This is a genomic window from Bacillus sp. FSL R5-0576 (assembly GCF_038004765.1).
Classification (GTDB): domain Bacteria; phylum Bacillota; class Bacilli; order Bacillales; family Bacillaceae; genus Bacillus; species Bacillus subtilis.
Genome location: NZ_JBBORU010000001.1, coordinates 2,027,004 through 2,042,494, shown reverse-complemented (window position 1 = coordinate 2,042,494; position 15,491 = coordinate 2,027,004). Strand labels below are relative to the sequence as shown.

The 15,491-nt window shown below is 42.4% G+C and carries 19 protein-coding genes; 11 read left to right on the top strand and 8 right to left on the bottom strand.

The annotated features are described in order from the left end of the window. Nucleotides 1-124 precede the first annotated feature (124 nt). The 4 genes from dynA to exnP all read left to right on the top strand — a co-directional run bounded on the left by dynA (nt 125) and on the right by exnP (nt 5,240). Nucleotides 125-3,706 (top strand): dynamin GTPase, encoded by a 3,582-nt coding sequence (gene dynA / locus NX903_RS10250; protein WP_086344000.1) that lies wholly within the window; start codon nt 125-127, stop codon nt 3,704-3,706. A gap of 64 nt (nt 3,707-3,770) precedes the next feature. Further along, the gene (locus NX903_RS10245) at nt 3,771-4,028 is read left to right on the top strand and encodes a YpbS family protein (RefSeq protein ID WP_003230757.1); all 258 of its coding nucleotides are present in this window, start codon (nt 3,771-3,773) and stop codon (nt 4,026-4,028) included. Nucleotides 4,029-4,102: 74 nt separating this feature from the next. Next, complete coding sequence (locus NX903_RS10240) at nt 4,103-4,249, top strand: hypothetical protein (protein ID WP_003230761.1); 147 nt, start codon at nt 4,103-4,105, stop codon at nt 4,247-4,249. 100 nt (nt 4,250-4,349) lie between these two features. Further along, nucleotides 4,350-5,240 carry a 5'-3' exonuclease ExnP gene (exnP, locus tag NX903_RS10235; RefSeq protein WP_003230763.1) on the top strand — a complete coding sequence of 297 codons (891 nt, stop codon included), beginning with the start codon at nt 4,350-4,352 and terminating at the stop codon, nt 5,238-5,240. A gap of 7 nt (nt 5,241-5,247) precedes the next feature. Here the strand turns inward: exnP and sspL are convergent, their stop codons facing one another. Genes sspL through NX903_RS10220 form a run of 3 tightly spaced genes read right to left on the bottom strand, consistent with a single transcriptional unit; the run spans nt 5,248 to nt 6,505 of the window. Next, on the bottom strand, nt 5,248-5,376 hold the full coding sequence (gene sspL, locus NX903_RS10230) for a small, acid-soluble spore protein L (protein ID WP_003218255.1): 129 nt from the start codon (nt 5,374-5,376) through the stop codon (nt 5,248-5,250). Between the two features lie 41 nt (nt 5,377-5,417). After that, nucleotides 5,418-5,816, bottom strand: coding sequence for a reverse transcriptase-like protein (locus tag NX903_RS10225; protein WP_014480083.1), 399 nt, complete (start codon nt 5,814-5,816; stop codon nt 5,418-5,420). After that, nucleotides 5,816-6,505: a queuosine precursor transporter gene (locus NX903_RS10220; protein ID WP_086343999.1), complete on the bottom strand. Its 690-nt coding sequence runs from the start codon at nt 6,503-6,505 to the stop codon at nt 5,816-5,818. Before NX903_RS10220 ends, NX903_RS10225 begins: the two co-directional genes overlap by 1 nt. An 82-nt stretch (nt 6,506-6,587) precedes the next feature. Between NX903_RS10220 and NX903_RS10215 the strand changes: the two genes are divergently transcribed. Both NX903_RS10215 and NX903_RS10210 read left to right on the top strand, forming a co-directional pair. Further along, nucleotides 6,588-7,268: a ribonuclease H family protein gene (locus NX903_RS10215; RefSeq protein WP_086343998.1), complete on the top strand. Its 681-nt coding sequence runs from the start codon at nt 6,588-6,590 to the stop codon at nt 7,266-7,268. Then, nucleotides 7,261-7,443, top strand: a complete 183-nt coding sequence (locus tag NX903_RS10210; protein ID WP_004399003.1) for a zinc-finger domain-containing protein — start codon at nt 7,261-7,263, stop codon at nt 7,441-7,443. The genes NX903_RS10215 and NX903_RS10210 overlap by 8 nt, the downstream gene beginning before the upstream one ends. Before the next feature lie 27 nt (nt 7,444-7,470). On the opposite strand, the gene NX903_RS10205 is transcribed toward NX903_RS10210, so the two are convergent. After that, entirely contained in the window at nt 7,471-7,740 is a 270-nt protein-coding gene (locus NX903_RS10205; protein WP_004398863.1) for a DUF2564 family protein, read from the bottom strand. A gap of 155 nt (nt 7,741-7,895) precedes the next feature. Between NX903_RS10205 and degR the strand changes: the two genes are divergently transcribed. Further along, on the top strand, nt 7,896-8,078 hold the full coding sequence (degR, locus tag NX903_RS10200) for a transcriptional regulator DegR (protein ID WP_003230774.1): 183 nt from the start codon (nt 7,896-7,898) through the stop codon (nt 8,076-8,078). 51 nt (nt 8,079-8,129) lie between these two features. Here the strand turns inward: degR and cspD are convergent, their stop codons facing one another. The 4 genes from cspD to metA all read right to left on the bottom strand — a co-directional run bounded on the left by cspD (nt 8,130) and on the right by metA (nt 10,857). Next, nucleotides 8,130-8,330, bottom strand: coding sequence for a cold-shock protein CspD (gene cspD, locus NX903_RS10195; protein ID WP_003230776.1), 201 nt, complete (start codon nt 8,328-8,330; stop codon nt 8,130-8,132). Nucleotides 8,331-8,345: 15 nt separating this feature from the next. After that, a complete protein-coding gene (locus NX903_RS10190) occupies nt 8,346-8,492 on the bottom strand; it encodes a hypothetical protein (RefSeq protein WP_123373170.1) in 147 nt (48 codons plus the stop codon). 80 nt (nt 8,493-8,572) lie between these two features. Next, nucleotides 8,573-9,721, bottom strand: coding sequence for a diglucosyl diacylglycerol synthase (locus tag NX903_RS10185; protein ID WP_033884727.1), 1,149 nt, complete (start codon nt 9,719-9,721; stop codon nt 8,573-8,575). A gap of 230 nt (nt 9,722-9,951) precedes the next feature. Further along, nucleotides 9,952-10,857: a homoserine O-acetyltransferase MetA gene (gene metA / locus NX903_RS10180; protein ID WP_024572336.1), complete on the bottom strand. Its 906-nt coding sequence runs from the start codon at nt 10,855-10,857 to the stop codon at nt 9,952-9,954. A gap of 342 nt (nt 10,858-11,199) precedes the next feature. Here metA and NX903_RS10175 point away from each other — a divergent pair, with 342 nt between their 5' ends. From NX903_RS10175 to ilvD, 4 genes are all read left to right on the top strand, one after another. After that, complete coding sequence (locus NX903_RS10175; protein WP_015383916.1) at nt 11,200-11,682, top strand: glutathione peroxidase; 483 nt, start codon at nt 11,200-11,202, stop codon at nt 11,680-11,682. A gap of 15 nt (nt 11,683-11,697) precedes the next feature. Further along, complete coding sequence (gene hdhQ, locus NX903_RS10170; RefSeq protein WP_086343997.1) at nt 11,698-12,315, top strand: Mn(2+)-dependent (deoxy)ribonucleoside pyrophosphohydrolase; 618 nt, start codon at nt 11,698-11,700, stop codon at nt 12,313-12,315. Between the two features lie 59 nt (nt 12,316-12,374). Then, the gene (locus NX903_RS10165; RefSeq protein ID WP_086343996.1) at nt 12,375-13,508 is read left to right on the top strand and encodes a conserved virulence factor C family protein; all 1,134 of its coding nucleotides are present in this window, start codon (nt 12,375-12,377) and stop codon (nt 13,506-13,508) included. Between the two features lie 288 nt (nt 13,509-13,796). Next, nucleotides 13,797-15,473 (top strand): dihydroxy-acid dehydratase, encoded by a 1,677-nt coding sequence (ilvD, locus tag NX903_RS10160; protein WP_009967560.1) that lies wholly within the window; start codon nt 13,797-13,799, stop codon nt 15,471-15,473. Nucleotides 15,474-15,491: the final 18 nt, after the last annotated feature.

Here is a 15,491-nt window from a genome sequence, read left to right as displayed (position 1 = left end):
AATGGCGGCTTTTTTCTATTCTCCTAAAGAAATTTGGTTTATTCTTGTGTAAAATGTAAAGGGAATGAATTCAGATCTTTCGAAAAAGGTTCACAATTGAAACGGCACAAAGGGGTTCAGACTTATGACAGATCAAAACAGAAAAGAGCTTTTGCATAAAACTGGGGAAATTTATAAGCAATTTATTGAGAATCAAGATGAACAAAGGGCTGCTAAACTGGCTGCGGTCATGAAAAAAGCGGCTGATGAAGAGGTTTATATCGCGTTTACCGGGCATTATTCAGCGGGAAAATCGTCACTGCTGAACTGCCTGTTAATGGAGAATATTTTGCCGACAAGCCCGATTCCGACAAGCGCTAACCTTGTTGTGATCAGAAACGGGGAAAAGCGAGTTCGGCTTCATACAACAGACGGAGCGTGTGCTGAGCTGGAAGGGGCTTACCAGAAAGACAAGGTGCAGCAATATTGTAAAGACGGGGAACAGATTGAAAGCGTCGAAATTTTTGACAGGTATACTGAGATCGATTCCGGGGTTGCGTATATTGATACTCCAGGGATAGATTCAACAGATGATGCTCATTTTCTATCGGCTGCTTCTATTCTTCACCAAGCGGATGCGCTGTTTTACGTCGTTCACTATAATCACGTGCACTCTGAGGAAAATGTAAAGTTTCTCAGATCAATAAAAGAAAGCATTCAGAATGTGTATTTTATCGTCAATCAAATTGACCGCCATGATGAGACGGAGACGAAATTTGGAGACTATCAAGCGCAGGTAGAGGAGATGCTTTGCAATGAAGGGATTTCAAGGGAAGCGCTCTATTTTACATCAGTAACAGAACCGGATCACCCGTTCAATCAGATGGGGGCCCTGAGAGAAGAGTTAAGAAGAATAGAACAGCAATCAAAAAGCAATATGCAGGCTTTAACGGAACAAAAAGTCCGTAATCTGCTAAAGGAACATACGGAAATGCTGAAGAAAGACGAAACAGGCGCTCCGAGTTTCGCTGAACAGCTTAATATCCAAATTGGACTGGTCCAATCGCTGCGTGATCAATTGAATGAGGCCGAAAAACAAACGACTGAGGCAGAGAAGAGGATGCAGGAAGAAATCAATCGTATTTTAAAAAACGCAAACCTGACGCCTTTTGAAATGCGTGAATTGGCGGCTGCATTTTTAGAATCACAAGAGCCTTCTTTTAAAACCGGCTTTTTCTTTTCTAAAGCGAAAACTGCACAGGAAAGAGATAAAAGGCGGAATGCTTTTTTCTCTGATGTGGCAAAACGAACAGAGGCCGAAGCGGATTGGCATATGATAGACACGCTTCATAAACTCGCCAAGGTATTTGATGTCTATACCGCTGAAAGTGAAAAGCTGATTCAGGCCTATCGCACACCGCTTGATATAAGCATCATTGAACGCGCGGTCAAGCATGGTGCAGCCTTTTCCTCTGAATATGTATTGCAATATACAAAAGACTTAGCAGAGCTCATCAGGAAAGAGGCGAAAAGAGAAGCCGCAGACATCATAAAGGTGCTCTCCGCTATGGTGAAAGAGCGTGTTTCCAAAGATGTGCAAACAATTAACGACCGGCTCGTCCAAGAATCAGAAAAACTTGTATTTCTTCAAGAACAGGCGTGTTTAGAGAATAATGCCCGAGAGAAAACCGATCGCCTGTGGGCCATTTGGGAAGAAGAGTCCGCATGCCCAATGCATATAGACACAGAATGGTTTAAATCGAAGAAAACAAGAGTGGCGGCTCCAGAGCAGAAACAAGGCCGAAGCCAGCTGACGGCGCAGCCGATGCCGAAATCAGAAATCAAAATGGAACAAGAAATGCCGCTTCAAGACCAAATCAAACGCTTTTACACTTTGTCTGACCTTTTAGGCGAATACAGCATGTTGTTAAAGCAAACTTCAGCGTTTCGTGAAAGGGTGAAAAGGCTTGAGGAACGGAAATTTACACTCGCTCTTTTTGGAGGCTTTAGCTCGGGGAAATCATCATTTGCCAATGCGCTTGTCGGCGAAAGAGTGCTGCCATCCTCACCAACGCCAACCACAGCGACAATTAACAAGATCACAAAGCCAATCAATGGCAACTTAAACAAAACAGCGGATGTAGTGTTTAAGACAGAGGATGACATAACGGCTGAAATTTTGCAGCTCACCGGAATACCAAAGGAACCGGCAGGCCGTTCCTTCACAGAGAAGTGGGAAAAGGCAGTCAAAAAAAACAGGCTGCAGGAAGAACACGTGAAATTGATCAGCAATTTCCTGCTTGCATACGAGAAGTATCAGCAGTATATACAGGAACAGAAGAAATTAACGATTCCGATCTCTGAATTAAAGCCGTATGTAGCAGAGGAAACAACGGCCTGTGCTGTGAAAGAGGTAACGGTCTACTATACATGCCCGCTAACTGAAAAAGGGATTACGATCGTTGATACACCCGGCGCGAGCAGCATGAATAAACGGCATACAGAACTGGCATTCCAATATATCAAAGATGCTGATGCATTTTTTTATATGACTTATTATCAGCACTCTTTTTCAAAAGGAGACCGTTCATTTTTGCGAAAGCTTGGACTTGTGAAAGAATCGCTCAGCATGGATAAAATGTTTTTTATTATTAATGCTGCAGACCTTGCAAAAGATAAAACAGAGCTCGAAACAGTGACCGATTATGTCAGCGCAGAGCTTGTAAAAGAAGGGGTTTATGAGCCGCAGCTCTTTACCGTATCAAGTAAGGAGGAACTGGTGGGAAAACCGGAGTCATTTTACAATCAGTTCTCAAAAGTAAGAAAACACTTAGACCGGTTTATCGAAGTGGACGTAAAAAAAGCGTCAGCAGCGCAGCTCAGTTCGGAGGCAGACAAACTATGCGAAACCGTTTTTCAGCTTCACCAATCCCAGCATCAGTCCCGAGAAGAGAAGGAAGCGCAGAAACAGCGCCTTATGCTGTCATTTGAGCAGGCAGCGGCCGATATCGAGAAACGGCGGAACTCAAAAACCATCATTGAAAAAGTAAAAAAAGATACAAGAGAGCAGCTATATCACATTGCACAGCGATTATCATATTTTGCAAATGATTTATTAAAATCGGCATTTCATCCCGGGCTGCAAAACGGGGATTGGAAAAAGAACGTCAGTAAAGCGATGACAACAGCCATACATGAATATCAATTTGAATATATTCAGGAAATCAAAACGCTTGATGTTCGCATGAGCGGTTTCATCGAACGGCATATCAATGAAGAATGGCTGGATCATTTTCAAAAAACATTAAACGAGGACGGTTATTTTTCCGTTTATGCGGGTGATCAGCATTCGAACGGCATACAGTTGAAGGAAGTTGAACCGGAAATAGAAGAACGTGCTTTTGAGCAGGAACTAAAAGAGATCAAATCACCGAAGCAGTTTTTTGAGCAGAAAGGAAAAGCGGCCTTTATCGAAGCTGTACGGATGAAACTTACGAAAATCACAGAGGCATGGATAAAAAATGAAGAAGAAAGCCTGATATCTCATTACACTGCTCACCTCAGACGCTTACAGGAAGATATGGGTGAAAAAGCAATCGCGCAAATAACGGATCAAAAAGAGACATATTTAAGAGGATATGCGGAAGGGGAACATGCGAAAGAGATTGAAATGGCGTATCAGGCGTGCATTTCCTGGAAAAATTCAGACAATACAATAAAAATGTAAAATTCAGTTGGCTTGTATTTCAAGTCATGATAGACTAAATAGAAAAAAGCGAGATGAACGATTAATGTCAGAGGTACATAAAGCAATTTCAGCACATTCATCAAAACAGCACGAGCATATCAAAGCATTTATGCGTCTTGAAAATATGCGTGAATTGGCGATTGAAGAAGCTGTTGCTAAATGCAGAAACGATGAGCCTTATACTACAGATGCAATTAATGAAATTACCGAGCAAATGAATCAGCTCGCTAAAAAAGGCATCGTCCCGACAAGACGGCTTGTATCAAAAGAAATGGTCAGAGAATACGTAAGCCGCATGTAAGCTGGATGATCCTGTCGCGAGTGAACCTCCTGCCGGAAGCATATACTATATGCATCCGACGTAAGGGGGGATTCATGTTGGGCAGAACAAAGCTCGGAAACAGAAATGCACAGGCGAATAACAATGCCAAAAAGAAAAACGGATTTCAAACCCATTTTGACTCTTACGCAGGACGCGAAGCTGAAAAGCTGATCGCCAGCAACAAAAGACACAACGATTGATAAATATCCAAACAGTATCTCTAATTAAAGAGATACTGTTTTTTATTTTTGGGCTGCTTTATGATAAAATAGAAGGAATGAAAGAAAAGGGAGTTATTTGATGAATAATAATAAACTATTGCTGGTTGACGGCATGGCTCTTTTATTCCGGGCCTTTTTTGCCACGGCCGTACATCGCAACTTTATGATAAATGACAGCGGGGTGCCGACGAACGGCGTCAACGGCTTTTTAAAGCATTTGATTACAGCTGTGGAAACATTCCAGCCGACACACGTCGTCTGCTGCTGGGACATGGGGAGCAAAACGTACCGAAATGACTTGTTCCAAGATTATAAGGCCAACCGCAGCGCGCCGCCTGTGGAGCTGATTCCGCAGTTTGATTTGGCAAAGGAAGCAGCCGCAGAGCTTGGAATCATGAATATTGGCTTTGCCGGCTATGAAGCGGATGACTGTATCGGTACTCTTGCCGATTTATTTGCGAATGAAGCGGACATTACGGTCGTAACAGGGGACAGAGATTTACTTCAGCTGTTAACGGATAAAGTAAGCGTTGCTTTGCTTCAAAAAGGAATCGGAAATTATAAAGTCTATACAAAAGAGACTTTTTATGAAGAAACAGGCGTAATGCCGAAGGCTTTGATTGATATTAAAGCGCTTATGGGTGATTCCAGTGATAACTATCCCGGAGTCAAAGGCATTGGAGAAAAAACAGCCTACAAACTGATTCGTGAATATGAAACGATTGACCGTTTATTGGAAAATCTTTCTCTTCTTCCAAAAGGACAGCAGGGAAAAATTCAGCAAGGTTTAAGCGATTTGGAGATGTCGAGGAAGCTTGCGGAAATCCATTGCTCAGTGCCGCTGGCCTGCACACTGAAAGACGCTTTATTTACTTTGCAAATGGAGCAGGCGGCTGACATGCTTCGCCGCCACCAAATTAAAGGAATTGAGCGTATGCTTGAAAAGCTGAACGCTAGAGAGATCGTTTAGATCCTCTCTAGCGTTTTGTATTGCTTTTTTTTGCTCTCTCCTCAAGCTCTGTTTTAGGGTCATTATGTGTATTGCCTTCCAGGTCGCCTTGCGGAGTAACACCGCCGGTCAGCCGGCCTTTATCTTTCTTTTTCATGTTAGTTCACCTCGCCATTAGGATGAACCAATGATCAAGATTTAATTCTTTTCATTCAGCCGAATCGCTTCTTTTGCCAGAAGATCGGCTTTTTGGTTTTGCTTGCCCGGTATCCATTTGATGAAAAAAAGAGGGAATGCCGCTTTTAATCGGGTGATTTCTTCTACGAACGGTTGAAACGTTTTATTTTTAACCATTTCAAGCTCAGTGGCGCGTTCCACAATATCTGAATCGGTTCGAAAGGAAACCGATTGATACCCGCGCGTTGCACATAGCTTCATCCCTTCAATTAATGCAAGAAATTCCGCTTCCTGATTTGTATGCACTCCGATTGGAATAGAGAAGGATTCTGCTATTCCCTCATGTTTGATAAAAATGCCGATACCGGAAGGCCCGGGATTACCAGCGCTTGCGCCGTCTACGTATATTTCTGTAGGCATTATGAACTCCTTTCATCTTTAGGTATCATTTTTTTGGCTGCATAAGCATAAGGCAATGAAATCAAAGATACCGTAAACTTAATCAAATATGTAGAAATAAAAATATGAAGCCACACGCCTGCCGGATAAATGCCGAGAAAGGCGACTGAAGTGAATATGAATGTATCAAACAGCTGGCTGACTGCTGTACTGCCGCCGTTTCTGAGCCATAAAAGCCGATCAGAAGGAAATATCCTTCTAATTGCCGAATATACATAAACATCCAGCGTTTGGCTGAAGATAAAGGCAAGCAGACTTCCTAACGCAACTCGCGGAAGGAATCCGAAGATCGTTTCTAGCGCTGTTTGTGATATGTCGCTGGAAGCCGGTTCGAAAAGCAGCACGCCCTGCATGACAAATGTCAGCGTCAGGAGCGTTGAGAATCCGAGCCATACCGCTTTTCTGGCTTCAGCTGGTCCGTATTTTTCATTCAGCACATCTGTCGCAAAAAAGATTGTGCCATACATCACATTCCCGAGTGTCGCTGTTAAGCCAAACAGTTCCACTGTTTTGACGACTTGGAGGTTGGCGCAGACTGTCGCAAAACCGATCCAAACAAACAGCCCCATTTTGCCAAATCCTTTATAAAATAAAAGAACAATGATAAAATGAATGATCGCAAAAAAGATCCAAAACGAATTATTAAACAAGATGAAAAAGCTTCCTTTCCGGGGTAAGATTGGTTTGATTATAGCATAAGCCCGACAACTAATGAATGGTAAGGTGATTGTAATGAAGCTCAGACCGCATTTGAAAATAGAAGCAAAAGGAACAGGATCCGTCTCATTTTTTAGCGAAGACTGGCTGACAGCACAGCAGGCACGTATGCTCGCCAGAGAACTTGGACGTTTTCCATACATGAAAGAGCTAGAGTTCGAAGACGAGAAAGGCGGCAGCTGGATGCTGAAGGAATTGGAAAAGCTGACAGAGGAGCTTGCTCAAGAGCCTGATGACATTACTGTTTATTTTGACGGCAGTTTCGATAAGGAGAGCGAACTGGCCGGTCTCGGGATCGTCATCTATTATTCACTGGGAGGAACCCGGCATCGCTTGAGAAAAAATAAAAGCTTCCGGCTGAAAACCAATAATGAAGCTGAATACGCAGCGCTTTATGAAGCAATAAGAGAAGTAAGAGAGCTTGGGGCAAGCAGAAATTCAATTACAATCAAAGGGGACTCGCTTGTTGTGCTGAATCAGCTTGACGGCAGCTGGCCTTGTTATGATCCATCTCATAATGAATGGCTGGACAAAATAGAAGCACTCCTTGAATCGCTGAAGCTTACTCCAACCTACGAAACAATACAACGAAAAGACAATCAGGAAGCTGACGGCCTCGCTAAAAAAATTCTATCCCATCAATTCGTAGAAAGCCACACGAAATTAGACCGTAACGGAGATGACGATATTGGATAAGAAAATGATCTTTAAAGAACTGACAGAACTGCACGATGAATATTGCAAGGACTGTTTTATTAAGAAGCAGTTTCGCAAAGAATTTGGCAAAACTTATGCGCATTCATTTTGTATCAATAAATGTACGGTTGGTGAAAAGCTGAAACAATACGGAGATGTCTTAACCAATCACTAAAAATAAAAACCGCAGAAGCTGCGGTTTTTATTCTTTGAATTCATCCAGCTGATGCTCGCTGTCATCTAGCAGCTGCTGTTGCTGCTTTACAAATTCAGGATCATCGAGAGCTGCCAGCTCTTCAGATTGTGACAGTTCTCTAGCATCCTCAATGGCTTGGTATGCAGAGTCGACTAATGTTTTGCTTTGGCCTCTCGTCGCGGCTCCTGTTGTTTTCTGCGCTGTTTCCACCGCTAGTTCCAGCTGCCGCTTATCCGTAAAGCCAGTCTGATCCTCATTATGAAATTCTGAAGTCACAAAAAACACCTCCGCCATTATTTTGCAGAGTTTTTTTGAAATTTATGTACCAAAATAGAAAAGAAAATAAAAATAAGCCGATATAACTATTGAACCAGAATAAATAGGACCGTTTTACTATTTGAGGTATCTTGATAGAGAAGGGGAACGCAGCTATGGATGATAAAGACTTGAAGTTGATCCTTCACAAAACATTTATAGAAATATACAGTGATTTAGAAGAACTGGCGGATATCGCGAAAAAAGGAAAACCATCAATGGAAAAGTATGTTGAAGAGATTGAACAGAGGTGTAAACAAAACATTTTGGCGATTGAAATCCAGATGAAAATCAAATAGGAGAGGCGAATGCCTCTCCTCTATTTGTCATCTCATCATCATGTATTGAGTTTAGAGTTTTACAACATTAGAAGCTTGAGGTCCACGATTACCTTCGACAATTTCAAAAGAAACTTCTTGTCCTTCTTCTAATGATTTGTATCCATCTCCTTCGATAGCTGTGAAGTGAACAAATACATCGTCTCCGCCTTCAACTTCAATGAAGCCGAATCCTTTTTCGTTGTTGAACCATTTTACTTTACCGTTTTGCATATTGCTTAATTCCTCCTAGTACTGTAGCACCCATGTGCTAAAAAAAATTTTGTCATCATCTAACTTTGATTCATTGTTAAATGATGGTTCAACTATACACCATCTGGGAGCACCCGTCAAGTTTCGAAACGGCTTATTTTTCAAAAGAAGGGCAAGTTTCATAAAAAAATGTAACCGCTTTTATTAATGGCTGAATATAAATAAAAAGAGCACACGATTTTCGTATGCTCTCAAGTACGCCATTACGATAGCACTTTGGCTTTTTGTTTGGTAGTCATCATTTCTGATTCCTTCAGGATATCCTCTAAAATCACTTCAGAGGAGTTTGCTAAATGAAGGTCCTTAATGTTTTTCTTCATGCGATGCAAGGTATCTTCATCTGCAAGAAGGGAAGTGACTGACTCGAGAATCTCTTCATGACGGTTCACAACGATGGCAGCTCCGCGGTCTTCAAAGAAGTTTGCATTTTCTTTTTCCTGGCCAGGCACGGGTTTGTACAGAATGACAGGCACTCCAATGGCTGTGGCTTCTGTCAAAGTAATGCCGCCGGGCTTGGTAATCATGCAATCTGTGATCCGAAATAGCTCATCAATGCGCTCCACATAGCCCAGAACTTTTAATTTGTCGCCATTTTCCGCCTCAAGCGCACTCAAAGATTCTTTTAAAGCCGTATTTTTCCCGCACACGACAACCACTTGCACTTGGTCATCTTTGACAAGGTTTTCGCACAGCTCTTTTACGTTCTTTAATACACCGTGAGCACCTGCCATGATCAGAAGCACTTTTTTGTTTGGTGAAAGATTGTACTTTTTATATATCGGGCCAACCGGCATGGATTCTTCAAATTGCGGCCTGATTGGAATTCCCGTGATTTTTACGTTGCTTGGATGAGTGCCGATCTCCAGCAGTTTTTCCTTCACGTAATCTGTCGCCACATAATATTTATCCACGTTTTCGTGAACCCAAATTTTATGAAGACAAAAATCAGTCATAACGTTGAAGGTAGGAATGACTCTTCCAGTTCGGCGTCTGTATTCAGGCACGACGATCATCGGAAATGTATTAATAATAATATCGGGCTGATGTTCATCGACAAGTTCGCCCAATCTTTTATTACCCATTTTAAAGTAAATATTGAATTTACGTTTATTATAGATTTTGTCAACTCCGTAATAAAACAAACGATAAAACTGTTTCCCGATTGAGAAGCTTTTTAAATAAAGGTATTGAGTTACCTCTGAAACAATCGGATTTGACTCTTGGTACAAATTAGAAACTGTTACATGCTGAAAGCCGAGCCGTACACATTGTTCATATAGTGTTTTGGCTACCTGCACATGTCCATTTCCGTAATTTGCAGTCAAAATTAATACTCTTTTATTGGTATTCAAGTAAATTCACCTCAATGTAATCAACAACAAGCAAGCTTCATGCATCGTAAGGAGTTATTGTCTATACATAAACATAACACAAATACATAATCGAATTATTAATGCAGTGAAAAAGTTAAGCTAATTTTAAATGATTTGGATTCCAGTATTTTAAATTTTTGTTATACGCAGACTGAATCAGATGTATTTTATCATATTTTTTGCTCAGCGTATCACTAAAAAAAGAAAAATTAGTCCCATTCATAAGGAGTTTCCTGGTAAACGTAATAATTCAGCCAATTCATAAACAATAATGTGGCATGCGCTTTCCAGCGATTCACTGGCTCGTTGCTGCCTTTTGCAAAATAATGTTTAGGCGCCTCGACAGTAGAAAGGTTTCGTTCCAAATCTCTTTCATACTCTTGAAGAAGCGTATTTGTATCATATTCAGGGTGCCCTGTCAAAAAGACTTGTTTTTCGTCTTTAGACACAATTAAGCAAACCCCGGCTTCCTTTGATGCGGTAAGAATGTTTAACTCGGGCACTGCTTGAAGCTGTTCCATATTTATATCTGTATGCCGGGAATGCGGCACGTAGTATAGCTCGTCAAAACCTCTTACCAATCTTTCGTGTTTTGAAAGAACGGTATGTTCGAACACACCGAAGATTTTTTTCGGCATTTGAATTTTTTCCACACCGTAATGGTAATACAAACCTGCTTGAGCGCCCCAGCAAATATGCAAGGTTGAAGTGACATTTGTTTTGCTCCACTCCATGATTTCCTTGAGCTCTTCCCAATATGAAACCTCTTCAAACGCCAAATGCTCGATCGGCGCACCGGTGATAATCATGCCGTCAAACCTCTTGTGACGGATATTGGAAAAAGTCGTGTAAAATTCGTCAAGGTGTTCTCTCGCAGTATTTTTCGGCGTGTGTGTGCTTGGGATTAAAAATGTGAAATGAACCTGTAAAGGCGAATTTCCAAGCAATCTGAGAAGCTGAGTCTCTGTTTGGATTTTTTTCGGCATCAAATTTAATATAATAATTTTTTGCGGCCGGATATCCTGATGAAATGCTCTGCTTTCATCCATTACAAATATCTGTTCACTTTCAAGCACCTGTTTTGCCGGCAGGTGTGTTGGTATATTAATAGGCAACGTGCCACCTCCATTATTTCCCCGTTAATTTTCTTCATTATAGGAATTTTCACGCCAATTTTCAATCTATCTATGCGTGTTGAGGGGGAAACAACAGAAAACTCTTTAAATAAAACGCACTGACACGCCTTTTGGTTTCACAGTAAAATGATTTTCCATGATGTCAGAGGGGATTGTAATGTTTTATAGAATGATAAGATAAAAAATGAGCCATATGAATTGATAATGAACGGACGTTTCATATTGTTAAGTTTCTTATGAGTTCTTAATTGATGTTTACATTTTGAATTGCGATTTAAAAAAGGTAAAATAATCAGCACCAGGGACATAGGAGGGGCTTACATGTCTATTTATCATATGAAGGTACGTACAATCACAGGGAAAGACATGACACTTCAGCCTTTCGCGGGAAAGGTACTGATGATCGTGAATACAGCAAGTAAGTGCGGTTTTACTCCCCAATTAAAGCAGCTGCAGGAATTATATGATACATATCAGCAGGAGGGGCTGGAGATCTTAGGGTTCCCCTGCAATCAATTCATGAACCAAGAGCCTGGTGAAGAGGCTGACATACAGGAATTTTGTGAAACAAATTACGGTGTTACATTTCCTATGTTTTCAAAAGTGGATGTAAACGGGAAAAATGCCCACCCGCTGTTTGTATATTTGACAGAACATGCGAAAGGGATGCTGGGAACTAAGGCGATCAAGTGGAATTTCACGAAATTTATAGTGGATAGAAATGGAGAAATCGTTGGCCGTTATTCACCAAATACAAATCCGAAAGAGCTGGAAGACGATATCGTGAAGCTATTAGAGCAATAAAAAGAGGGTGTTTTTGTGAAGGAATTGAAGCAGGCAGAGCAAATCAGGACATGGGTTCAATCTATCCTGACTGACGAAAGCTCTGGACATGACTGGCATCATGTATCAAGAGTAGCAGATATTGCAGCGTATATTGGAGAAAAGGAAAAAGCGGATTTGTTCATTGTTGAAACGGCGGCTTTGGTTCATGATTTAATTGATGTGAAGCTGCCTGACACGGTCAGGCTTTCTGTGAGCGAAGTATATGATCAGCTCGTTTTTTTCGGAGTAGGAAAAGAGAATGCTGACAGGGTGATTCATATTATAACAAGGATGTCCTTTCGAGACAGGGAAAAGCTGGCGAAGGAGCCGCTCTCAATTGAGGGAAAAGCCGTACAGGATGCTGACAGACTTGATGCGATTGGTGCTGTCGGCATTGCGCGAGTTCTCATGTTTGCGGGCGCAAACGGGCATGGCCTTTATGGAGATGATCAAAGCGCCTACGCTCATTTTTTTCATAAGCTGCTGCGGCTGAAAGATATGATGAATACAGACACTGCACGGGAACTGGCAGAAGAAAGACACAATTTTATGCTTCAATTTGTCCGCCAATTAGAAAAAGACATACCCGGGATTGATGCCAAAACGTCGTAATAGAAGGCTTGGAGCGACTATGATAGAATAAGTCACAGATATGCTATAGGAGGACGATCATGAAGATAAAATCAATTGAACCTACACCAAGCCCGAATACAATGAAAGTCATCTTAACGGAAGAGCTTCCGGCGGGCAAAAGCAATAACTATAAACTTGAGCAAGCAGAAGGCGCACCGCCTGTTATAGCGGAAATCCTTAAAATAGATGGAGTTAAAGGGGTCTATCACGTCGCAGATTTTCTTGCTGTTGAACGGAATGCAAGATACGACTGGAAAGACATTTTACCGCAAGTCCGCACTGCATTTGGGATGGAAAGTGCTGAAAGCGCAGAAGAAAATCGTTCTGATCAAGAATCTTTTGGAGAGGTAAAAGTTTTTGTGCAGATGTTCAGCGGCATTCCTATGCAAGTTAAATTAACCGATGGAGAGCGGGAAGAACGCTTCGGCTTACCTGAACGCTTTCAGCAGGCGATCTTAAAACTTAGATCTGAAGCTTCCAATGTTGTGTTTGAGCGGGCTTGGAAAGAACAGGGTGTCAGATTCGGTGACTTTGATGAAATCGGCCATGACGTGACAGAAGAGCTTCAGGCGGCATACAGTGATGAACGGCTGAAACGACTGACTGAAGCAGCCGCTCAAGGAAAGGGCGAAGCAAAACAAGCTGTACAGCGCAAAGCGTATAAAGTAACGCTTGACATGCTGGATGATGAGGACTGGAAAAAGCGTTATGCACACTTGGAACAGATGGATCCGAAAGAAGAGGATATCCCGGTTTTACAGAAGGCATTGGATGATCCAAAGGTGTCCATCAGAAGACAGGCTGTTGTGTACTTAGGAATGATTGAAACACCTGATGTTCTTCCTCTATTGTATAAAGCACTTGAGGACAAAGCTGTATCAGTCAGAAGAACGGCCGGAGACTGCCTGTCTGATATCGGCGATCCTCAAGCCATTCCTGCTATGATCAAGTCGTTAAGCGACTCCAGCAAGCTTGTTCGCTGGCGTGCGGCCATGTTCCTGTACGAAGTCGGCGATGAAAGTGCAATTGAAGCTTTGCGCGCTGCCGAAGATGATCCCGAATTTGAGGTCAGCCTTCAAGTCAAAATGGCGCTTGAACGTATTGAGCATGGAGAAGAAGCAAAAGGTTCTGTTTGGAAACAAATGACGGAAAGCAGAAAAAAAGGCGAATAGAAATAAAAAAGGTGCAGATCATGCACCTTTTTTATGTGAATTCACTTTTTATAAAAATTATTTCGAATATTGTTGAAAAATATCCGAAAACTATTTATAGTAAGTAACAATATTAATAGTTGGAGGGTTCAAATCGAAAGAAAGCTATATAAATATAAAAACACGAAAGAACAAAACAAGGTGAGGGCGGCCTGAATTTATCTTATTTGCAAAAACAGCTCATAAATAAACTGAAAATTGTCAAAATAAAATCCAATCAAACAATTGAAAGAATTTAGGAGGATCACCATGGCAGAATTACGCAGTAATATGATCACACAAGGAATCGATAGAGCTCCGCACCGCAGTTTGCTTCGTGCAGCAGGAGTAAAAGAAGAGGATTTCGGCAAGCCGTTTATTGCGGTGTGTAATTCATACATTGATATCGTTCCCGGTCATGTTCACTTGCAGGAGTTTGGGAAAATCGTAAAAGAAGCAATCAGAGAAGCAGGGGGCGTGCCGTTTGAATTTAATACCATTGGGGTAGATGATGGCATCGCAATGGGGCATATCGGTATGAGATATTCGCTGCCAAGCCGTGAAATTATCGCAGACTCTGTGGAAACGGTTGTATCCGCACACTGGTTTGACGGAATGGTCTGTATTCCGAACTGCGACAAAATCACACCGGGAATGCTTATGGCGGCAATGCGCATCAACATTCCGACGATTTTTGTCAGCGGCGGACCGATGGCGGCAGGAAGAACAAGTGACGGGCGAAAAATCTCCCTTTCCTCAGTATTCGAAGGGGTAGGCGCCTATCAAGCAGGGAAAATCAACGAAAACGAGCTTCAAGAACTAGAGCAGTTCGGATGCCCAACGTGCGGATCTTGCTCAGGCATGTTTACGGCGAACTCAATGAACTGTCTGTCAGAAGCACTTGGTCTTGCTTTGCCGGGTAATGGAACCATTCTGGCGACATCTCCGGAACGCAAAGAGTTTGTGAGAAAATCGGCTGCGCAATTAATGGAAACGATTCGCAAAGATATCAAACCGCGTGATATCGTTACAGTAAAAGCGATTGATAACGCGTTTGCACTCGATATGGCGCTCGGAGGTTCTACAAATACCGTTCTTCATACCCTTGCCCTTGCAAACGAAGCCGGCGTTGAATACTCTTTAGAACGCATTAACGAAGTCGCTGAGCGCGTGCCGCACTTGGCCAAGCTGGCGCCTGCATCGGATGTGTTTATTGAAGATCTTCATGAAGCGGGCGGCGTGTCAGCGGCTCTGAATGAGCTTTCCAAGAAAGAAGGAGCGCTTCATTTAGACGCGCTGACTGTTACAGGAAAAACTCTTGGAGAAACCATTGCCGGACATGAAGTAAAGGATTATGACGTCATTCACCCGCTGGATCAACCATTCACTGAAAAGGGAGGCCTTGCTGTTTTATTCGGTAATCTAGCTCCGGACGGCGCTATCATTAAAACAGGCGGCGTACAGAATGGGATTACAAGACACGAAGGGCCGGCTGTCGTATTCGATTCTCAGGACGAGGCGCTTGACGGCATTATCAACCGAAAAGTAAAAGAAGGCGACGTTGTCATCATCAGATACGAAGGGCCAAAAGGCGGACCTGGCATGCCGGAAATGCTGGCGCCAACATCCCAAATCGTTGGAATGGGACTCGGACCAAAAGTGGCATTGATTACGGACGGACGTTTTTCCGGAGCCTCCCGTGGCCTCTCAATCGGCCACGTATCACCTGAGGCCGCTGAGGGCGGGCCACTTGCCTTTGTTGAAAACGGAGACCATATTATCGTTGATATTGAAAAACGTATCTTGGATGTACAAGTGCCAGAAGAAGAGTGGGAAAAACGAAAAGCGAACTGGAAAGGTTTTGAACCGAAAGTGAAAACCGGCTACCTGGCACGTTATTCTAAACTTGTGACAAGTGCCAACACCGGCGGTATTATGAAAATCTAGACAGCTGGGGACACTTAC

Coding starts and splice junctions, on each gene's coding strand:
- dynA (WP_086344000.1), top strand. CDS start 125: ATGACAGATCAAAACAGAAAAGAGCTTTTGCATAAAACTGGGGAAATT.
- NX903_RS10245 (WP_003230757.1), top strand. CDS start 3,771: ATGTCAGAGGTACATAAAGCAATTTCAGCACATTCATCAAAACAGCAC.
- NX903_RS10240 (WP_003230761.1), top strand. CDS start 4,103: ATGTTGGGCAGAACAAAGCTCGGAAACAGAAATGCACAGGCGAATAAC.
- exnP (WP_003230763.1), top strand. CDS start 4,350: ATGAATAATAATAAACTATTGCTGGTTGACGGCATGGCTCTTTTATTC.
- sspL (WP_003218255.1), bottom strand. CDS start 5,376: ATGAAAAAGAAAGATAAAGGCCGGCTGACCGGCGGTGTTACTCCGCAA.
- NX903_RS10225 (WP_014480083.1), bottom strand. CDS start 5,816: ATGCCTACAGAAATATACGTAGACGGCGCAAGCGCTGGTAATCCCGGG.
- NX903_RS10215 (WP_086343998.1), top strand. CDS start 6,588: ATGAAGCTCAGACCGCATTTGAAAATAGAAGCAAAAGGAACAGGATCC.
- degR (WP_003230774.1), top strand. CDS start 7,896: ATGGATGATAAAGACTTGAAGTTGATCCTTCACAAAACATTTATAGAA.
- cspD (WP_003230776.1), bottom strand. CDS start 8,330: ATGCAAAACGGTAAAGTAAAATGGTTCAACAACGAAAAAGGATTCGGC.
- NX903_RS10190 (WP_123373170.1), bottom strand. CDS start 8,492: ATGAAACTTGCCCTTCTTTTGAAAAATAAGCCGTTTCGAAACTTGACG.
- NX903_RS10175 (WP_015383916.1), top strand. CDS start 11,200: ATGTCTATTTATCATATGAAGGTACGTACAATCACAGGGAAAGACATG.
- NX903_RS10165 (WP_086343996.1), top strand. CDS start 12,375: ATGAAGATAAAATCAATTGAACCTACACCAAGCCCGAATACAATGAAA.
- ilvD (WP_009967560.1), top strand. CDS start 13,797: ATGGCAGAATTACGCAGTAATATGATCACACAAGGAATCGATAGAGCT.